The 17,562-nt window shown below is 50.3% G+C and carries 19 protein-coding genes and 1 pseudogene; 15 read left to right on the top strand and 5 right to left on the bottom strand.

Features of this window, described 5'->3' with window-relative positions:
• A pseudogene (locus F3F96_RS11140) lies at positions 1-304 on the bottom strand (transposase); the annotation flags it as partial.
• A 36-nt stretch (positions 305-340) separates the two neighbouring features.
• Here F3F96_RS11140 and F3F96_RS11145 point away from each other — a divergent pair.
• Positions 341-580 (top strand): hypothetical protein, encoded by a 240-nt coding sequence (locus F3F96_RS11145; protein ID WP_176963357.1) that lies wholly within the window; start codon positions 341-343, stop codon positions 578-580.
• 173 nt (positions 581-753) lie between these two features.
• On the opposite strand, the gene F3F96_RS11150 is transcribed toward F3F96_RS11145, so the two are convergent.
• The gene (locus F3F96_RS11150; RefSeq protein WP_176963358.1) at positions 754-1,248 is read right to left on the bottom strand and encodes a cytochrome c; all 495 of its coding nucleotides are present in this window, start codon (positions 1,246-1,248) and stop codon (positions 754-756) included.
• Between the two features lie 308 nt (positions 1,249-1,556).
• Here F3F96_RS11150 and F3F96_RS11155 point away from each other — a divergent pair, with 308 nt between their 5' ends.
• The gene (locus tag F3F96_RS11155; RefSeq protein WP_176963359.1) at positions 1,557-2,087 is read left to right on the top strand and encodes a response regulator; all 531 of its coding nucleotides are present in this window, start codon (positions 1,557-1,559) and stop codon (positions 2,085-2,087) included.
• A 448-nt stretch (positions 2,088-2,535) separates the two neighbouring features.
• Here the strand turns inward: F3F96_RS11155 and F3F96_RS11160 are convergent, their stop codons facing one another.
• Both F3F96_RS11160 and F3F96_RS11165 read right to left on the bottom strand, forming a co-directional pair.
• Positions 2,536-3,312: an ABC transporter permease gene (locus tag F3F96_RS11160; protein WP_176963360.1), complete on the bottom strand. Its 777-nt coding sequence runs from the start codon at positions 3,310-3,312 to the stop codon at positions 2,536-2,538.
• Positions 3,309-4,226 (bottom strand): ATP-binding cassette domain-containing protein, encoded by a 918-nt coding sequence (locus tag F3F96_RS11165; protein WP_176963361.1) that lies wholly within the window; start codon positions 4,224-4,226, stop codon positions 3,309-3,311. The genes F3F96_RS11160 and F3F96_RS11165 overlap by 4 nt, the downstream gene beginning before the upstream one ends.
• A 95-nt stretch (positions 4,227-4,321) precedes the next feature.
• Here F3F96_RS11165 and F3F96_RS11170 point away from each other — a divergent pair, with 95 nt between their 5' ends.
• The 13 genes from F3F96_RS11170 to F3F96_RS11230 all read left to right on the top strand — a co-directional run bounded on the left by F3F96_RS11170 (position 4,322) and on the right by F3F96_RS11230 (position 14,463).
• The gene (locus tag F3F96_RS11170) at positions 4,322-4,651 is read left to right on the top strand and encodes a metalloregulator ArsR/SmtB family transcription factor (protein ID WP_176963362.1); all 330 of its coding nucleotides are present in this window, start codon (positions 4,322-4,324) and stop codon (positions 4,649-4,651) included.
• A gap of 44 nt (positions 4,652-4,695) precedes the next feature.
• Positions 4,696-6,027 carry a TolC family protein gene (locus F3F96_RS11175; RefSeq protein ID WP_176963363.1) on the top strand — a complete coding sequence of 444 codons (1,332 nt, stop codon included), beginning with the start codon at positions 4,696-4,698 and terminating at the stop codon, positions 6,025-6,027.
• A complete protein-coding gene (locus F3F96_RS11180) occupies positions 6,024-7,052 on the top strand; it encodes an efflux RND transporter periplasmic adaptor subunit (RefSeq protein ID WP_176963364.1) in 1,029 nt (342 codons plus the stop codon). Before F3F96_RS11175 ends, F3F96_RS11180 begins: the two co-directional genes overlap by 4 nt.
• Positions 7,049-10,378, top strand: a complete 3,330-nt coding sequence (locus F3F96_RS11185) for an efflux RND transporter permease subunit (protein WP_176963365.1) — start codon at positions 7,049-7,051, stop codon at positions 10,376-10,378. The genes F3F96_RS11180 and F3F96_RS11185 overlap by 4 nt, the downstream gene beginning before the upstream one ends.
• 226 nt (positions 10,379-10,604) lie before the next feature.
• Positions 10,605-10,823 carry a DUF2892 domain-containing protein gene (locus tag F3F96_RS11190; protein WP_176963366.1) on the top strand — a complete coding sequence of 73 codons (219 nt, stop codon included), beginning with the start codon at positions 10,605-10,607 and terminating at the stop codon, positions 10,821-10,823.
• 141 nt (positions 10,824-10,964) lie between these two features.
• Positions 10,965-11,363 (top strand): rhodanese-like domain-containing protein, encoded by a 399-nt coding sequence (locus tag F3F96_RS11195; RefSeq protein WP_176963367.1) that lies wholly within the window; start codon positions 10,965-10,967, stop codon positions 11,361-11,363.
• Positions 11,364-11,455: 92 nt separating this feature from the next.
• On the top strand, positions 11,456-11,878 hold the full coding sequence (locus tag F3F96_RS11200; protein WP_176963368.1) for a rhodanese-like domain-containing protein: 423 nt from the start codon (positions 11,456-11,458) through the stop codon (positions 11,876-11,878).
• Positions 11,878-12,216, top strand: a complete 339-nt coding sequence (locus tag F3F96_RS11205) for a rhodanese-like domain-containing protein (RefSeq protein ID WP_186338978.1) — start codon at positions 11,878-11,880, stop codon at positions 12,214-12,216. The genes F3F96_RS11200 and F3F96_RS11205 overlap by 1 nt, the downstream gene beginning before the upstream one ends.
• 71 nt (positions 12,217-12,287) lie before the next feature.
• The gene (locus tag F3F96_RS11210) at positions 12,288-12,488 is read left to right on the top strand and encodes a DUF2892 domain-containing protein (protein ID WP_176958998.1); all 201 of its coding nucleotides are present in this window, start codon (positions 12,288-12,290) and stop codon (positions 12,486-12,488) included.
• Between the two features lie 86 nt (positions 12,489-12,574).
• Complete coding sequence (locus tag F3F96_RS11215) at positions 12,575-12,973, top strand: OsmC family protein (protein ID WP_176963370.1); 399 nt, start codon at positions 12,575-12,577, stop codon at positions 12,971-12,973.
• 21 nt (positions 12,974-12,994) lie between these two features.
• The gene (locus tag F3F96_RS11220) at positions 12,995-13,336 is read left to right on the top strand and encodes a hypothetical protein (protein ID WP_176963371.1); all 342 of its coding nucleotides are present in this window, start codon (positions 12,995-12,997) and stop codon (positions 13,334-13,336) included.
• A 37-nt stretch (positions 13,337-13,373) separates the two neighbouring features.
• Positions 13,374-14,027, top strand: a complete 654-nt coding sequence (locus F3F96_RS11225) for a hypothetical protein (RefSeq protein ID WP_176963372.1) — start codon at positions 13,374-13,376, stop codon at positions 14,025-14,027.
• 19 nt (positions 14,028-14,046) lie between these two features.
• Positions 14,047-14,463 (top strand): hypothetical protein, encoded by a 417-nt coding sequence (locus F3F96_RS11230; RefSeq protein ID WP_176963373.1) that lies wholly within the window; start codon positions 14,047-14,049, stop codon positions 14,461-14,463.
• A 6-nt stretch (positions 14,464-14,469) separates the two neighbouring features.
• Here the strand turns inward: F3F96_RS11230 and F3F96_RS11235 are convergent, their stop codons facing one another.
• Positions 14,470-17,502: a PAS domain S-box protein gene (locus F3F96_RS11235; RefSeq protein WP_176963374.1), complete on the bottom strand. Its 3,033-nt coding sequence runs from the start codon at positions 17,500-17,502 to the stop codon at positions 14,470-14,472.
• Positions 17,503-17,562 lie beyond the last annotated feature (60 nt).

The raw sequence follows: 17,562 nt of genomic DNA on the forward strand, positions 1-17,562 counted from the left end.
AGGTTCTTTTTGATGAAGGCGTACCTTACTGGGACTCCTTGGCAAAGTACGCTGCGGCCTTTTTTAGGATATCACGCTCATCCGTTACCCGGCGTAACTCTTTCTTCAGGGCTCGTATTTCCTGCTGCTGAGCTGTCAGTTGATTGTGCTGAGAGTCAGGCTTCCCGAATCTGTTGATCCATTCGTAAAGGCTCTTCGTCGTTATCCCTAATCTCTTTGAAACGGATGAAACCGAATGCCCTCGATCAACCACCTGTTTTACTGCTTCAATCTTGAATTCTTCTGTATATCGCTTGCCACTCATCGTGACCTCCATAGAGCTAATTTGTCACGCTCTTGGGTGTCTAGCAATACGGTAGCGATTCAAACTACGGATATTGATGCTGTATTATTAAAAATATCTGAAAATTCAATCACCTTAGAGCTTTTTGAAGCGAAAAATTATAAAAAGAAAAGAGAAAATTCTGCAGCCAAAGAATTAAGAGAATTGCTTGTGCCCGTTCTCAATGGGAAAGGGAGCTACCGCGTAACTAAAGTTAAAGGGTATGGAGCAAAGCTAGTGCTTAAATGCACTGCCTAGGGAAGGGGGAAAGTGAAAAAAGTGCTACCTTTTAGTGGCAATGAGATCTTTCCTTAAAATCGTAAAATCGGGACAGTCTATCCATTCCGTTGGCAGGGGATGAGGGCAAGTCTTGCAATGCAATATTGATGCTATCATTTGTTTAGAAATATTATGCAGTTACGTTTTTTCTCTTACTTGCTTGCGCCCTTGGGCATGGTTCGGAAAAGATCGTGGCAGCTGTTGCAGGTTTCGATCGTCTGATTCATTTTTTTTCGTAGAGACATTGCTCCTCCGGCAATGGCCAGCCATCTTACCTCTTCAGCCTGTCCTCTGAGTTTGTCGCCAAGTGCTGTGAAGGTCTCAAGCTCCTGAGGGGTGAGTGTGAGTCGTTCGCCTATCTTGGGAAAAAATTGTGCGGATGCTTCAATCGAGTCAGCGATTTTGGCGGCTTGACTGAAATATTCGGCCTCTTCTTCTTCGCTTCTTGATGCATCATCGTGATCGATAGCCTGAGATCTGATCTTCCGCATAACTGTTCTGAGCCTGGCGTCGGAAACAGCATGGATATCTGCACTGCCGGTTCTCTTTAGCTCGGACCTATCCACCTCCGCCTCCATATCAGCGGCGCATGCCTGCATTAAAAACGCAACAAGCAGGAGGGCTGTGGCTATCATCATCTTAGGCATACATGGCACCTCCAATCCGGAATGATTTCTACCTGTTACTAGTATAGATCAAACGGGGTAAGAGAGTATGGCCGTGGAATAATAGAGAAGCAATCAGGTCTGGCTCGCGACTGTGCCGCTTAAGTTGTTTTGCAGGGAATAGGGGGGGGGAGACCTGCTTTTGTCCTGTTTTGTGAATTTAATTTGAAAAATAGGCAATTAATTTTGGATCTGTGAAATAGTTCACGCACCTTTTTTGCTGTTTGGGTAGATATTTCTAAGCAAGGACAGAAGTTGTTTATCTGGTACGAGCTGAAGGAGTGATGATCATGAACGATTTGCCCAAACGATTAATTCATATTGTTGATGATGATGCCTGTATTCGGGAGTTTATGGAGGCCCTGTTAGAGCGGTTTGGTTACGATGTGCAATCATTTTCGGATGCTCTGACCTATATTCAGCATGTGAACTCCGATGCTTTCGTAAAACCATGTGTTACTTTTGTGGATGTAGTGATGCCATATATGAACGGTTATCAGATGATGGCAGGCCTGGCGCCTGAGAATCGCGAGATGAAATTTATTATCATGAGTGATGGGGCTGATTCCGGTTTAGAGACTAACAGTCTGGCCTGTATGTCTTTGGCAAAACCCTTCTATCCGGGATCTCTGCAAGAGGCCCTGAATAAGGTGGATGAGTGCATGGCGTGTGGGCCATCCCATGATCTTGATTGTGGCTCAGTTGGTCGCAGTGATTCTAATGAAACCAGAGACTGGACCTGCCCTCACACAACGGATGTTCAATATATTGCTGCTGCCGAACCCCGGCTGAATAAAAAACTCTCCGACTGTTTGCACTGATAGTTTTTGCAGTTCTATATGATCTGATTTTTGCCCCGCATGTCGGGGTGTTTTTTTTGAAAGTGAGATGATGAATTTCGGGCAAAAAAAGCCCCGGCATGATCGGCCGGGACTATACTGACTTGGTGCTTTTGGGGGTTATAGAATGCCGCCTAAAAACAGGAAGAAAACTATCGCTACGCCGCCTGTAATTGATGTCAGTATAATTGCTTCCATTGAGCCGCCTACCTGATCTGAATCACTCATGTTGAACTCCTTGCCGCCACCTGGACGATCGTGTCTTCCAACATAAAATAACCGAGTAAAATAATCAAGCATTTTCAGTAGGGTTAATTCTCGTAAATATTTGAAAAATAATAATTTTTTCCGACACCCTCTCTTTCGAACTCTCTTTGAGTCGTGCTGAAGTCGGCCATATTTTGAACTATTGATGAACGATACTAGGTGGTTAGCGCAGAAGTCGCCGTGAGGCCAGACGGGCTGCGAGAGTGAATCCGGCAACGGCATAAAGTGCGAGAACGCCTACATGCAGCCACGGCATGGTTAGTGGCATTTCGGTCAAAAGGGGGCGAATCAGTGCCACGGCATGGGTCAGAGGTAAAAGCTGGGCAATCATCTGAACAAGGTTGGGCAGGGTATCAATCGGATAGAAAACACCACAGAAGAGGAACATCGGAGTCACGGCCAATGTGAAGTAGTAGAGGAAGAAATCGTAGCTGGGGGAGATGGCACAGATCGCCAGAGCGGGGCCAGCAAAAGCAAGTCCAATCAGGAAGATCACAGGCAGGGCGAGAAAGGCGGTTTCCCACTGCTGGATACCACCGAGCAGGCCTGCCACGAGAAAGATCGCTGTGCCGCTAATAAGACTCTTGGTGGCTGCCCAGATCTGCTCTCCGGCAATGATCTCCTGCACACGAACCGGTGTGGCGAGCATCGATTCCCAGGTGCCCTGCTGATTCATGCGTGTGAAGGCTGAATAGAGGCTCTCAAAGGTGGCGGTGTTCATGGCACTGGAGCAGAGGATGCCGCTGGCCAGATAGGCCATGTAGGGGATGCCGCCCATATCTCCAATGTAGCTGCCCAGTCCGTAACCCAGACCCAGCAGATAGAGGAAGGGGTCTCCGAAATTACCCAGCATCGATGCGCCGGCCAACTGTTTCCAGACCAGAAAGTTGCGCCGCCATACAGCCAGCACATGGGTGGGAATGAGCTGGAAGAGGCTCATGCCTCCTCCCTCATGTCGCGGCCGGTAAGTTTGAGAAATACATCCTCCAGTGAGGCCGGGCGATGAATGAAGGTGAGTTCACTGCGCTCGGCACAGCGGGTCACCAGAGGTCGGGCATCAATGCCGTAGCAGAACCATGTATCACCGACATGGTCACGGCGGATATCCAACCCTTCGCAGAGTTCAATGGCATCGAGTTCATTATGCAGTCCCCGAATCGCCACCACCTCCGGCTCAACATGTTCTCTGATCAGGTCTCTCGGTGTACCGCGTGTTAAAATATTGCCGCGATCAAGCACCATCAGCTCATCACACAGCTCGGCAGCCTCCTCCATGTAGTGGGTGGTCAGAATCAGGGTTTTGCCAGCAGCTTTTAGTGATCGCAGCCGTTGCCAGATCAGATGACGGGCCTGCGGATCAAGGCCTGTGGAGGGCTCATCGAGCACAATCAGGTCAGGGTCATTGATCAGGGCGCGGGCCACCATCAGTCGCCTGCGCATGCCACCGGAGAGGGTGGCGACCTGATCATCGCCACGCGAACTTAGTGCAGCGAATTCGAGTAGCTCCTCAATGCGCGGTTCGGCCTCTTTGGCAGAAATGCCGAAATAACCGGCATAAACCTTCAGATTCAGGCGTACCGAGAAGTCGGGATCAAGATTGTCCTGCTGCGGCACGACACCAACCCGACTGTGAATGGCCGCTTCAGAGACATCTCTATCGAATAGCCGGTAGTCACCTGCAGTGACCGGGCTGAGCCCCATCAACATGCGAATCAGGGTTGTTTTTCCAGCTCCGTTGGGGCCGAGAATGCCGAAGCAGATACCGGGGCGAATATCGAAATCGATACCGCAGACCACGTCGCGATCTGCAAATGTTTTGCGCAGGGATTTGGCGCTGACTACGGCTTGGCTCATGACCCTAATCTCCCATATCCAGCTACAACTGCAATGCATAGAAAATATAATATTACATGTTGCTAATATAATTAGAATCGAATATATTACGGGTCATGAATGATTTACCTCAGATCCCAGAAGATAGAATCAAAGCTGCCAGCCAGGGTTTAAGGGCGATTGCGCACGAGTTGCGTCTCTCTGTTCTCTGCCTGTTGCTGGAGCGACCGATGTGTGTCCACGAGTTGATTGAGGCTACTGGTGCAGCGCAGTCCAATCTCTCACAGCATCTCTCCAAGATGCGTATGCTTGGCATTCTTGAGAATGAGAAACGTGGTCAGGAAGTGATCTACCGTATCGCCAATCCGGCTTTTGCCGATCTGGTGCAGGCGCTGAAGTTCATCTACTGCCCTGAGATGTGTGTGGCGCCGAAAGAGGAGGGCTGATGGCCTTTTTTTGCCCCAATATATCAGTAAATTCTAATTATGTAATGAAGAGTCTACTGCTGGCTGCAGCACTCTCCGGTTCAGTTACTTCCGTGACTGCCGCAGAAATTTCTACACTAAGGCAGAGTGTGGATTATGCCCTCTCCAACAATCGTATGCTGGCAGCCAATGTGCAGTCGGTTGAGCAGGCTAATGCGGGTATCGCCGATGCAACTGGCCGTCTGCTGCCGCGTGTTGATCTCTCCACCGGTGTGGCGCGCAGCAATGCACCGGGTGACTATTTTGGCATGAAACTCAATCAGCGCAGCATCACTGCCGCTGATTTCAATCCGGCCGTGATGAATAATCCCGGTTATATCAATAATTATCAGAGCCGTGTCGGTGTGACCATGCCGCTCTACCAGGGTGGTGCACTGTGGGCCGGTCGAAAACTTGCCGCGCATCGCGCCGAAGCAAGCATCTATGGCCACGGTTTTATGCGCCAGCAGGTGGTGTTTCAGGTGATTTCAGCCTATGCCCGCGTCAGGCAGTCACAGGCGCAGATCAGTGCGATGCAGCGTGCAGTCACTGCGGCTGATAAACGTTACAGAGATACCCAGGCTATGGAGCAACGTGGCGTGCTGATCAAAAGTGATGTGATGGATGCCAACGTGCATCAGTTGCGTACCACGCTCAAGCTTGAAGAGGCGAAAAACAGTTATGCCAGTAGTAAAGAGATGCTGGAGCGGGTGATGGGGCTTAACGGTGATGTCACCCTGAATACCGAAGAGGATCCACAGCTGAAGATGCCGGTTCTCACGTTGCAGGAAGCCATCAACAGCGGGATAGCCAATCGCCCCGACCTGAAAGCGGTCGAAGCGCAGTATCTGGCCTCATCAGCCGGTGTCGATCAATCACGCGCCTCATTTCTTCCGCATGTGAATCTGGTTGCGGCACAGGAGTGGAACTCATCCACTTTCGGCGTGAAAAATCGTAATACCATGGTGGGGGCAACCGTCAGCATGAATATCTTCGCCGGTGGCTCTGATCGTGCCAAACATCGCGCTGCGCAGGCTGAATCTGTATCGCTTGAATATAAATCCGCTGATCTGAAACAGCAGATTCATAATGAGATCGGCCAGGCCTGGCGTCAGCTGGCGGAGAGTCGTCTGCGTTATGAGAGCGAGAGTGAAGCACTCAAGCAGAGCGAGGAGTCATTGCGCATTAAATCACTGCGTTTTGAGCAGGGGCTGGCCAAAACCTCAGATCTGCTTGATGCGCAGGTGCAGGCCGATTCGGCCCGCGTTGCCGCCATTCGCGCCAAATATGATTTCAACGTTGCCCAGGCAGCACTACTGCTTGCAACAGGCACACTTAATGAAGGAGTGATTCAATGAACAGATTTATCGGTTTTGCGGCAGCAGTCTCAACCGCTCTGCTGTTAACAGCCTGTGGCTCCGATGAACAGGCCTCTCAATCGGCTTCACCACTGGTTTCCAAAGCTGAGTCGCTGACTATAACCGCGATGGATCTGCCTGTTCGTTATGTTACCAGTGGCAGTGTGACCTCTGATCATCGTGTTTCTATCTCATCTCGCATTTCAGGTTATATTCGTAAACTGTCGGTTCGTGAAGGCGATAGTGTGAAGTCAGGTCAGGTACTGGTTCGTGTTGATCCAGTGAATGCTCGGCAGGGGCTTGTGCAGGCAGAGGCTGATCTGGCTGATGCCAAGGGTGATCTGAATCGCTACGAAGAGCTGTTCAAGGCCAGTGCCGTGAGTAAACAGCAGCTTGATCGTGTGCATCTGCGTTACAAAGTAGCCCGTTCTCAGGTTGAGCAGGCCCGCAATCAGCTCGGATATGCTGAGGTGCGCTCGCCGGTGGATGGTGTGGTGGTTGAAAAACGTATGAATAAAGGTGATCTGGCATCACCCGGTGCAGCGATTCTGGTGATTGAGGATCCGGCCAACCTGCTGGTGGAGACCTATGTCTCTGATCAGTTTGTCAGTGGCATACATGAAGGTGATGAGGTGGAGATTGAGGTTTCATCACTGAAGCAGGCTTTTACAGGCATCGTGCGCCAGGTTGTACAGGCGGCAGATGCTGTCTCACATCAGTTTCTGATTAAAATTTCACTGCAGGCCAGAGATGATGTGCATCCGGGCATGTATGCCCAGGTTGGATTTAAGGTTGCAAGCCGCAAGGGGTTGCAGGTTCCTGCCGCAGCGGTGATTGATCGTGCCGGGCTTAACGGTATCTATCTGCTTGATGATAAGGGTGTTGCCCACTACCGCCAGATCAGAGTAGGGCAGATGAGAAATGGTCAGATTGAAGTGCTGGCCGGACTTCATGAAGGCGACACGATTGCCTGGAATGGCCAGCCTGCATTGCTAAGCGGCATGAAGGTGCAGGCTGCACAATGAGTGAAAAAACATCACTGAACAGTGAGGCGCATTCAGATAGTGAGGCGCCTCTGAATATAGCCGGTCGCCTTGGTAAAGCGGCGATGTTCTCCAATATTACCCCAATGCTCAGCATACTGATCTTCCTTATCGGTCTGCTGGCCCTGATGGTGACCCCGCGTGAGGAGAATCCACAGATTGATGTGCCAGCTGCCAATGTCTTTGTGCAGATGCAGGGGGCAAGCCCGGAAGAGGTGCAGAACCTGATTGTGCGGCCTATGGAGATGGTGCTGCGCGAGATTACCGGTGTTGAACACACCTATGGCATGGCGATGGATTCGCTGGCTGTGGTGACTGTGATGTTTGAGGTTGGCGAAGATAAAGAGGTCAGTCTGGTCAAACTCTATGACCGCATCATGCAGAACATGGATCGTATTCCAGCCGGTGCTTCACAACCGCTGGTGAAACCGGTGGATGTGGATGATGTGCCGGCATCGGTGATCACACTCTCATCCCGGGATATGGATGGTTTAGCACTAAAACGTCTGGCTGAACGTGTTCGCGATCAGTTGGCACCGCTTGCCGGGGTTTCAGTAGCTGAAATTATTGGTGGATCTGATCATGAGATCAGTATTCGTCTGGATCCTTCGCGACTGGCTGCATATCAGATTCCTCTGGATCAACTGCACAATGTGCTGGTGTCAGCCAATGCCGGTGGTCCGGTCGGTTCACTGGTCGGTGATAATCGTGAGACTAAAATCTGGCTGAATGGTTATTTGAAAACCGCTGAAGAGGTCGGACAACTGGTTGTCGGCCAGTGGCAGGGCAGGGCGATCTATCTTAAAGATATTGCCACGATCTCTGATGGCGCTGCTGAGGCGGAGAACTATCACCGCATCGGTTTTGGTTCGGCTCATGCCAAGGGGCAGGGGACTTTGGAACCCGAACTTCCGGCAGTATCGATTGCACTGGCTAAGAAACGTGGCACCAATGCGGTTGACGTTACTCAGCGTATTGAAGAGAAGCTGAATGAGCTGCAAGGCGATTTTATTCCGGGCAATGTTCAGGCCACGATCACCCGCGATTCGGGCGAACGTGCCAATGCGGCTGTGAATATGCTGCTTGAACATCTCGGTATCGCGATTGCAACGGTGATTCTGATTCTGCTGCTTTTCCTTGGCTGGCGGGAAGCGGCCATTGTGACCATGAATATTCCACTGATTCTGTTTGTGGTGCTGGCGATCGGCCTGATGGCAGATCAAACCATCAACAGGATTACACTCTTTGCGCTTATTCTGGCGCTGGGTCTGCTGGTTGATGATGCCATCGTGGTGATTGAGAACATTCATCGTCATCTGCACAAAGGCGTGAAAAGCGCAGCGGATAAGGCACGTTTGATTGTCATTGCCACCAATGAGACGGGAAAACCAACCATTATTGCAACCATTGCTGTGATTCTGGCCTTTGTGCCGATGGCCTTTGTGACCGGCATGATGGGGCCATATATGGGGCCTATCCCGTTTAATACACCTGTGGCCATGGCCGCTTCACTGGTGATTGCCTATATGTTTACACCGTGGATTGCACAGCGTTTTCTGCCAACCCAACTGGTGAGTCAGGTGCAACATCATGAAGATGCCGAAAAGGATTGGGTTTATCGCACCTATGTCCGTTTTGCTACGCCATTGATTGAGAATAGTGGTGTTCGCAAGTTGTTCTGGCTGGTTACGCTGGTTCTGTTTGTGGCAGCGATGATGCAGCCGGGCTGGCAGTTCCTCAGGCCTGCAGGCATCAATGGCCCGCTGACCCCCGGTACAGTTGAGCTGAAGATGCTGCCTAAAGGTAATAATAACACATTTAATATCACCATCGACCTGCCGGAAGGTGCAACGCTTGAAGAGAGTGACCGCATCTCACGTCAGGTGGGTGATGTGCTGCGTGCGCATCGTATGGTGATCGATTATGAAACCTTTGTCGGTCAGGCCGGCCCTGTCGATTTTAATGGTATGTTGCGTGGCGCTGTACTCAGAAAAGGGGCAAACCTCTCTGAAATTCGTGTGAATCTGGTCGATAAACATGATCGCTCCATCCGTTCAGCTGCCATTGTGCTTGAATTGCGCGAGCTCTTAAGTGGTGTCATGGCGGCCAATCCGCATGCCATTATCAAACTGGTTGAAGATCCTCCGGGTCCACCGGTTCGTTCAACACTGCTGGCTGAGATCTATGGACCTGATTATGAGGTGCAGCGCCGGCTGGCCACAGCGGTGCGTAAGCAGTTTAGCCAAACCTATGATGTGGTTGATATCGATGATTCAGTGGGTGAAAACCAGATGCAGTTGAATGTGCATGTGGATAAGGAGAAGGCTGCTCATCTGGGTGTGGCAACCAGACAGGTGGTGACAGCACTGCAAGATTTCCTTAAAGGTTATAACTTTGGTGCAGTGCATGTTGATGAAGAGCGTCATCAGGTGCGTCTGCATGTGCAGCTGCCTAAGGCACTGCGCGCCCATGCTGAAGATCTGCACCGCATCTATGTCAGCGGTGCTAACGGCGCGGTACCACTCTCCTCATTTGCTGTGATAGAGGAGGGGGTGGCCTCTAAACCGATCTATACCAAAGATGGTCATCCGGTGACCTATGTGATGGCAGAGCCTAAGCAGGGATCACAGGTCTATCCGCTACTGGAGATGGATGGCAAGATTGATGAGCAGGAGATGCTTCCCGGTGTAAGTGTGAAAACCGGTGGCATGCGTTTCACCGATACCGCACCGGAGAATACCTTTGGCTATCATCTGCTGTGGGATGGCGAGATGCGTCTTACACTGGATGTGTTCCGTGATCTGGGGGCTGCATTCATTGTCGCACTGGTACTGATCTTCCTGTTGATGGTGGCCTATTATGGTCAGTTCGTGCTGCCGATGATGGTGATGGCACCAACAGCGCTGACCATGATCGGTATTTTTCCCGGCCACTGGATTACAGGACAGCCATTCACCGCCACATCGATGATCGGCATGATCGCACTTGCCGGTATTGTGGTGCGTAACTCCACCCTGCTGATCGATTTCATTGTTGATTACCGTAAGCAGGGGTACTCGGTGAAAGAGTCTGTATTAGAGGGTGGGGCAGTACGTGCGCGTCCGATTCTACTGACCGCCCTGGCTGTGATTGCAGGTACTTCAATCATGATTACCGATCCGGTATTCGGAGGATTGGGAGTATCCATGGCCTTTGGCACGCTGGCAGCCACAATCCTGACGCTGTTTGTGACCCCGTTGATGTATTATCTGTGGCACAAAGATCGTCCACTCGAGTCCGAGCAGGCCAACTTGGAGCCTGACCAATGAATAACATTGTCAAAGACGTTAACCGCAGAGGACGCAAAGGAACGCAAAGTAGAATCTGAAACAGTTCGCAATGAAGATTTGGTTGGAGTGAACTGGCTAATTCACAATTAACTATCAAGTTGATGAAGAGCCTTTTCCCTTGCTTTATTTTCCTTTGCGTAACCCTGCCTACTTTGCGGTGAAAGGTTGTAAGGGTTTAATTTATGAGTAAAAAAGGAGTTGAAATATGACTATTCAACGCGCTATACGAATTATTGCGGGCTCATTTATCCTGCTCAGCCTGTTTCTGGCATCACTGTATAACGGTGTGGTGTTAACTGAACCCAGCTGGCTCTGGTTCACCGCATTTATCGGTGTGAATCTGCTGCAGTCGGGTTTCACCAACTGGTGCCTGATGGAGACTATTCTTGCCAAGCTGGGCATGAAGCAGTGCTGCGAAAAGTAGTGGTCTGAAAGGGCCGAAAAGATTGGCGGGCGCAGGCGGCTCCTCTCCCCCCCCCCATACGTGAAAGTCGTTTGCGCCTGCCGATAAAATTCTACAGAGAGATGCTGTAACAGCTGATCTCTGAATCGTGAGGATAGATAGATGCAATTTATGCAAGAGAATGCCGTTTACATCTTCATCGCGCTGCTGGTGGGATGGATGCTCTGGCAGCGGGTGATCTGGCCGAAGATGTCAGGGGTGAAATCGTTGAGTGCGGCTGACTATATGCAACTGCGTAACCGGGAGCATACACTGGTTGATGTGCGCCAGCTCGGTGAGTGGCAAGCAGGGCATGCTACGACAGCAGTTCATATCCCGTTGGGTGAGGTCTCTGAACGCATGCAAGAGGTCCCCAAAGATAAGATTGTGGTGGTGATCTGTGCATCAGGTACACGCTCCTCCATGGCCGCAACAGCCTTTGCCAATGCCGATTACAGAGAGGTGTACAACTTCTCCGGTGGCATGGGGGCATGGCGCAGTGCAGGCCTTCCGGTCAGGTGATTACGCCATATCGCCCCATGTGACATTGTCACGGATTGAAGAGAACAACATAATAAGATTTGCTATATATAGAGAGAGACAGGAGTTAAAACATGGTTACAAAAAGAGTCTGGTTGATGCTGGCAGCGCTAATCATATTACCGATGAGTGCAGCAGCCTGTGGGTTTGGTGAGAAGAGTGCTGAAGGTTATGAAAATACCGCTGTGCAACACGCTTATCAGCACTGGAATCAGGGCGCTTCATCGGCTGTGCCGTTTGTCTTTATCGATGTGCGTACGCCTGAAGAGTATGCCGAAGGCCATATTGAGGGTGCAATGTTGATTCCTGTTCAGGAGCTGGCAGAGCGTATCAGTGAGGTGCCTAAAGACGTACAGGTCTACCTCTACTGCCACTCGGGCCGTCGTTCAGCCAATGCAGCCAGCATGCTGGCAAAAGCCGGTTACACCAACATTGAGAATCTGTTGGGTGGTATCACGGCCTGGAAAGAGGCCACTCATCCGGTGGTAAAACCGTGATGGAGACTCTGACCGTAGATCAACTCTATCCACGTTGGCTGATAGCCCGTGAAAAGAATGAACCCTTTGCCCTGATCGATGTGCGCTCTCCGGATGAGTATCGCACAGTTCATGTGCCCGGTGCAAAGCTGATCGCACTGAATACCATCATGGCCAGAGCCAATGAGATTCCTAAGCAGGGTGACGTGTTTCTGATCTGTCATTCGGGCGCCCGCTCTGCGCAGGCAGCAACCTATCTTGAGCAGCAGTGCGGATTTAAGAATCTGATCAATGTCAGTGGCGGAACCATGGCCTGGAGCAATGGCGGTTATCCCACCGAGCAGGGTTCTGCCAATTGACGCACGGCTACAAAAAGATTGTTATGCCGGAATAAGTTTAATCAATTCAAAAGAACAACAGGAGATATAAAATGAAAGCAAATGTAGGAACAATTGATCGCGTACTCCGTCTGGTAGCAGGCGCGGCTCTGATCGCCTTTGGTTATATGGGTGGCTTAGCTTCCCCATGGAATGCAGTAGCCATCGGTGCCGGCAGTGTGTTTGTGCTGACTGCACTGATTAAATTCTGCCCGCTCTATCCACTGCTGGGTATCAATACCTGCAGCAAGTAAAGATCTCCGAATCATTTGGCAGAGAGGGTTACCTCTCTGTTGGATGAGGCGAAGGCAGTTATAAAAGGTCTGGATGGTGAATTGATATGGCAAGATTAACAGCGACATTTAAAAGTGGAGCGGCATTTGATATCGCCTGCCGTGGTCATTCGGTTGTGATGGATCAGCCGGAGAGCAATGGTGGTGAAGATTTAGGTATGACACCGCCTGAATTCTTCGCAGGTTCACTGGCTGGTTGCATCGGTTTCTATGTTGCAAAATATTGTCAGCAGGCAGGTATTGATACCGATGGTCTTAAGGTTGATTGCGACTGGAGTGTTGCTGAAGATGCACCACGCCGTATTGGTGAGTTCACCATCGGTGTGGTTCTGCCCGGATTGCCTGAGAAGCGACGCAGGGCTGTGGAGCGTGTGGCATCATCATGCCTGATCCATGCGACCCTGCATCAGACACCCGATATCAATATCAATCTGACTACCGGTTAATGAACAGGAGTATTTGATCAAATGAGCATAGAGACACTTGAGCAGGCGATAGAGGAGACAGAGGCTGAACTGGATGGCCGTGGCGCCAGAAAGATGATCAGCTGGGCTGTTGTGACTATCGTTCTCTTCTTTATCCCGATTGTACTGTTTTTTCAGCTCTTTGCAGGCAGTGCCTATGAGACAAGTTATGCACCGATTGTGCTTGTATGGCTGATGGTTGCCATGGGTGTCGGTAATATGATTGCCACCGCACTGGCGGCACCGAGAACAGTAGAGCTCAGGCTGGCACTGGCTACGGCATCATCACTGCTGTTAATGCTCAAAGAGGGTGAGAAGGTAAGCGGTCAGCCTGATGCTGACTGAGCGGCGTGACTGTTTCGCTTTGTAGATTCATCTTAACATGAGTAGTCGATTCAACCCCCAGTTCACCTATTATCGTCGCGATAAACTCGCCGAAGTTTTCTTTTCGATCTTTCTGGTCGGGCTCTTCTTTCCGAAAAGGATGTTCACAGGCCTTCCCCAGGCGAAAAACCTTAAAGATAGCGCCATCCTTCTGGCTATGTATCTGGCCATTCCATCGATTATGATGACCACCACCTTTGGCGCTATCGCATCAAGTCTGGCTCCGAATATGTTTATCGGCGCCCTTATCTTTATCTCTATTCTGCCGGTCTCACTGGCCATTGGTCTCTCCACATCACTGCTGTGGAGCAGCTGGTTGAGCTGGAGTTTAAGCAAGCTCTCCGGCAAGCCGGTCTCCCTGTTGGCGGTGTTTCAGGTCTGCGCCTATAGCGGGCCACCCTTTGTCATTGCATGGGGTCCGTACCTGGGGCCTGTGATGGCACTATGGAATCTGATTCTGAACTGGAAGGGGCTGCGCTTTCACTGCCAGATTGGCGGCTGGAAGGTGCTCTTGGCGATGCTTGGCGGAATCACTCTACTGGCTCTGATCATCATACTGTTGGCATTAGTACTGGTTTTGCTTCTGCCTGAAAATGTGCATATGCTGCTCGAATCGCTGGCGTTGATCATGCAACAGAGAGGCTGGTTATAGTGATAAGAGATGTGAGTCGTTGAGTCCTTTATTTCAGTCGCTGCTGATCTATACAGCGATGCTGGTTGTCTTTGCCTCGATGGTGCACAGCAAAGGGCGCCATTTTAATAATATTCAAACCTTTGAACTGATCTTTCTGTTTGTGCCCTGGCTGACCGTCGTGGCTATGGCCTATATCTTTTTCGGCTCCATCGATGCCTTATACGAGCGCACAGGCATATGGCAGTTCTTCTGGATTATGCAGGTGATCGGAGCAGGGCTGGTGGGTAGTTTCGTGCTGATGCCTCGCTACCTTGTGAAAGCCGATACGTTGGCAGCCAGATTGCTGGTCAATGTGATTGCCAGCCTGAGCATATCTGCTGTTTTTGCTATGAGCCGGGTATTCCTATTTGCACTCTCCGGTGATGCCTACAGCGTCGGTTGGCCCACAGAGTAGTTATGCTTATTTGATATTAGCCTGAATAGATCGGTTAAGCTCATCGAAATCAAAAGGTTTATTCAGCACCAGAGCATGCTTCATCTCTATCCCTTTATCGAGCACGTGATCTTTGTCGTAACCGGTGACCAGAATGACCGGCATAGCTTCATCCAGCAGGCGCACAGCCTTGAAGAGTTCAACACCACCCATCCGGGGCATGATCACATCAGTGATGATCAGATCGATGCGGTCCTGATTCTCCTTGAAAAACTGCATGGCCACTTCACCATTTTCAGCTTCCAATACCCGATAGCCCATGCTTGATAACACCTCACTGGTTGTGTTTCTAACACTCTCCTCATCATCTACCAGCAGGATCGTTCTACCCGCCTCGATAGTCGTTATCTCATTTTTGTTGTCGCTCTCTGTTATCTGCTCCTCTTCAGTTAAGGGGAGATAGACACGGAATGTTGTTCCCTTACCAACCCTGCTGTCGATCTCTACTGCACCATGATGGGTCTGCACTGCACCGTAGAGCATGGCCAGTCCAAGGCCGGTTCCTTTACCAATCTCTTTGGTGGTAAAGAAGGGTTCGAACACCTTATCCATCAGTTCACCGGGAATGCCGTGGCCATTATCTTTAACGGTAATGCATGCAAAATGAGATGCTTTCAATTCCGGATGCCTTGACTTGAAGGAACGCGTTGCTGCAAACGGTTCCAGAGAGCATCGAATCATCGGCTTTTCGACTTCAGTCAAGGCATCGACAGCATTATTCAACAGATTCATCAGTACCTGCTGCATTTGGGTGGCATCGCCTTTGATGTAGAGTTGCTGGCTGCATGTTCGGGTTTGGTGATCAATGTTTTCCGGGATCAGTGTTTTGGCCAGTTGATATCCATCATCCATGAATCCGTTGAGCGAAAAGAGACGCATTGCCACGTTATCTTTTCGGGCAAAGGTGAGAAGTTGTTGCACCATATCAGCAGCCCGTGCGCCGAGCTTTTCGATATTGGCCAGTTTATCAGCGGCCACAGGGTGATCCTGCATCTGCTTTGTCGCCAGATAGACGTTACCCTGAATGGCAGCCAGCATATTGTTGAAATCGTGGGCAATACCCCCGACCAGTGTGCCGATCGCCTCCATCTTCTGGGCCTGACGCAACTGCTCCTCCAGTTTTTTACGCTCGCTGATATCACGGATGACACTGAAAAAGACACGCTCACCATCAAGCTCAATAATGCGTGCATTGATCTCCACCGGCATGATGGAGCCATCTTTTCTGTAATGGGCTGTTTCGAAAGTAGCCATGCCATGTTTTATAATCTGTTCCAAACGCTCAGGAACCCTTGCAGCGAATTCCGGCGGATCCAGTTCGGTGAGCCTCATGCTCATCATCTCATCTTTTGTATAACCCAGCCGCTCATAAGCAGTCCTGTTGATATCGATAAAATCACCCTGCATATCGATAATGAACAGGCCATCACTGGAGGAGTCAAACAGCATGCTGAAGCGCCTTTGACTCGTTTCCAGAAGCTGCTGCTGACGTCTGCTTTCGGTGATGTCTCGCCAGATACAGTAAAGCTGTTTTTTTCCACCAAATTCAATCTGAGCAAGGGTTATTTCAACAGGGAAGCTTTCACCATTTTTGCGCAGGTGCTCCCATTCGAAGCGATGTATGCCGTTGGCATGAGCGGCGGCCATCATGGCATTGGCTTTCTCAAACGATTCGCGACCGTCCGGCTGTAGCTCGGGCGAGAGCTTCGAGGGATGGATGGATGAGAGCTCCTCTATCGAATCGTATCCGAGAATATCGGCGGCAGCCTGATTACAGAGCGTGAACATGTTCTCTTCGTTGATGATCCAGCAGGGATCCGGTGAGTTATTAAACAGGCCCCTGAAGCGCGCCTCGCTCTCCTGGAGTGCCGCCTGTTTCTGTTTGCTGTCAGTGATGTCCCTGTCGAAAGCGACATTATAAGCCTTGTCTCCGAACTCCATATAGTTAGCGATCACTTCGATAGGGAAACGCTCACCATTTTTGCGCTGATGTTCTGTCTCAAGAGGTATAGATATGTTCTGTTTAAGATCTTGCCAATGCTCATCCCACACTGCCATCGGAAAGAGGGGATCGATATCCGGGATGCTCATCTGTAGCAGCTCTTGCTGCGTATAACCGAGCGTTTCACAACCCGTTTTATTGATGTAGCGGATACGGGCATCCGAATCCAGGTAGGTGATATTCAGCGGGGCATGGTCGAGAACAAACTTGGCCAGCTTCAGCTCCTCTTCCTGCTGTTTAGGCTGGGTGACATCCCTTATCGTGCCCTCAACACCCGTAACATTGCCCTGTTCATCACGAAAATAGTGCGCATTGGTCGAAACCCAGATGATTTCACCATCCACTCTTCTGATTTGGGCCTCAAAGTTGTTTACAATGCCTCCGCCCTTACGAAGTGCATCAAGGAATTTTTCTCGCTGTTCGGGATGAACGTAGAAGTCGGCAATGGTTTTATTTAGCAAGTCACCACGCTGACAAGCCATTAACTTCTCTGCTGAAGGTGAAACCATAACCACGCGGCCCTCAATATCGGTGCAGTAATAGGCATCCTGGAGGCTATTGAAGATGTTTTTTAGAACCCTTTCTGAGTTTTTCAGTGCTGTCTGTTGCTCTTTTTCAGCAGTGATATCTTCATAGGCACCTAAAATGCCGATGATGTTTTTTTCGTGATCACGAAGGGGTACCTTAGAGGTGCGCAGCCAGATTGTTTGTCCGTCGGATGAGGTTAGTGGCTCTTCAAAGGCCAGTTTGGGTGTGCCGGATTCCATGACTTTAAGATCATCTGCACGAAAGGCTTCAGCCTGTTCATGCCAGGCCATATCGAAATCACTCTTACCGATTAACTCATCCGGCGATGTAAGCCCGGCATCCCTGGCCACCAAACTGTTGCATCCCAGAAACTTACCTTCGCGATCTTTCCAGAAGATACGAATCGGAACGCCTTCGACAATATCCTGTAGAAGATCATGCGAGGCGAGCTGGTTGATGATCTCTTTCATACTTCCCCTTTAGCGAATGTGGTTTGAACTTGTGCTGTACAATGATGTGACTAGAGCAGG

This window comes from Mariprofundus sp. NF (assembly GCF_013387455.1).
GTDB lineage: Bacteria > Pseudomonadota > Zetaproteobacteria > Mariprofundales > Mariprofundaceae > Mariprofundus.

Bases quoted from the DNA above. Each gene is read 5' to 3' on its own strand.
- F3F96_RS11150 (WP_176963358.1), bottom strand. From the start codon at position 1,248: ATGCCTAAGATGATGATAGCCACAGCCCTCCTGCTTGTTGCGTTTTTA.
- F3F96_RS11155 (WP_176963359.1), top strand. From the start codon at position 1,557: ATGAACGATTTGCCCAAACGATTAATTCATATTGTTGATGATGATGCC.
- F3F96_RS11160 (WP_176963360.1), bottom strand. From the start codon at position 3,312: ATGAGCCTCTTCCAGCTCATTCCCACCCATGTGCTGGCTGTATGGCGG.
- F3F96_RS11165 (WP_176963361.1), bottom strand. From the start codon at position 4,226: ATGAGCCAAGCCGTAGTCAGCGCCAAATCCCTGCGCAAAACATTTGCA.
- F3F96_RS11170 (WP_176963362.1), top strand. From the start codon at position 4,322: ATGAATGATTTACCTCAGATCCCAGAAGATAGAATCAAAGCTGCCAGC.
- F3F96_RS11175 (WP_176963363.1), top strand. From the start codon at position 4,696: ATGAAGAGTCTACTGCTGGCTGCAGCACTCTCCGGTTCAGTTACTTCC.
- F3F96_RS11180 (WP_176963364.1), top strand. From the start codon at position 6,024: ATGAACAGATTTATCGGTTTTGCGGCAGCAGTCTCAACCGCTCTGCTG.
- F3F96_RS11185 (WP_176963365.1), top strand. From the start codon at position 7,049: ATGAGTGAAAAAACATCACTGAACAGTGAGGCGCATTCAGATAGTGAG.
- F3F96_RS11190 (WP_176963366.1), top strand. From the start codon at position 10,605: ATGACTATTCAACGCGCTATACGAATTATTGCGGGCTCATTTATCCTG.
- F3F96_RS11195 (WP_176963367.1), top strand. From the start codon at position 10,965: ATGCAATTTATGCAAGAGAATGCCGTTTACATCTTCATCGCGCTGCTG.
- F3F96_RS11200 (WP_176963368.1), top strand. From the start codon at position 11,456: ATGGTTACAAAAAGAGTCTGGTTGATGCTGGCAGCGCTAATCATATTA.
- F3F96_RS11205 (WP_186338978.1), top strand. From the start codon at position 11,878: ATGGAGACTCTGACCGTAGATCAACTCTATCCACGTTGGCTGATAGCC.
- F3F96_RS11210 (WP_176958998.1), top strand. From the start codon at position 12,288: ATGAAAGCAAATGTAGGAACAATTGATCGCGTACTCCGTCTGGTAGCA.
- F3F96_RS11215 (WP_176963370.1), top strand. From the start codon at position 12,575: ATGGCAAGATTAACAGCGACATTTAAAAGTGGAGCGGCATTTGATATC.
- F3F96_RS11220 (WP_176963371.1), top strand. From the start codon at position 12,995: ATGAGCATAGAGACACTTGAGCAGGCGATAGAGGAGACAGAGGCTGAA.
- F3F96_RS11225 (WP_176963372.1), top strand. From the start codon at position 13,374: ATGAGTAGTCGATTCAACCCCCAGTTCACCTATTATCGTCGCGATAAA.
- F3F96_RS11235 (WP_176963374.1), bottom strand. From the start codon at position 17,502: ATGAAAGAGATCATCAACCAGCTCGCCTCGCATGATCTTCTACAGGAT.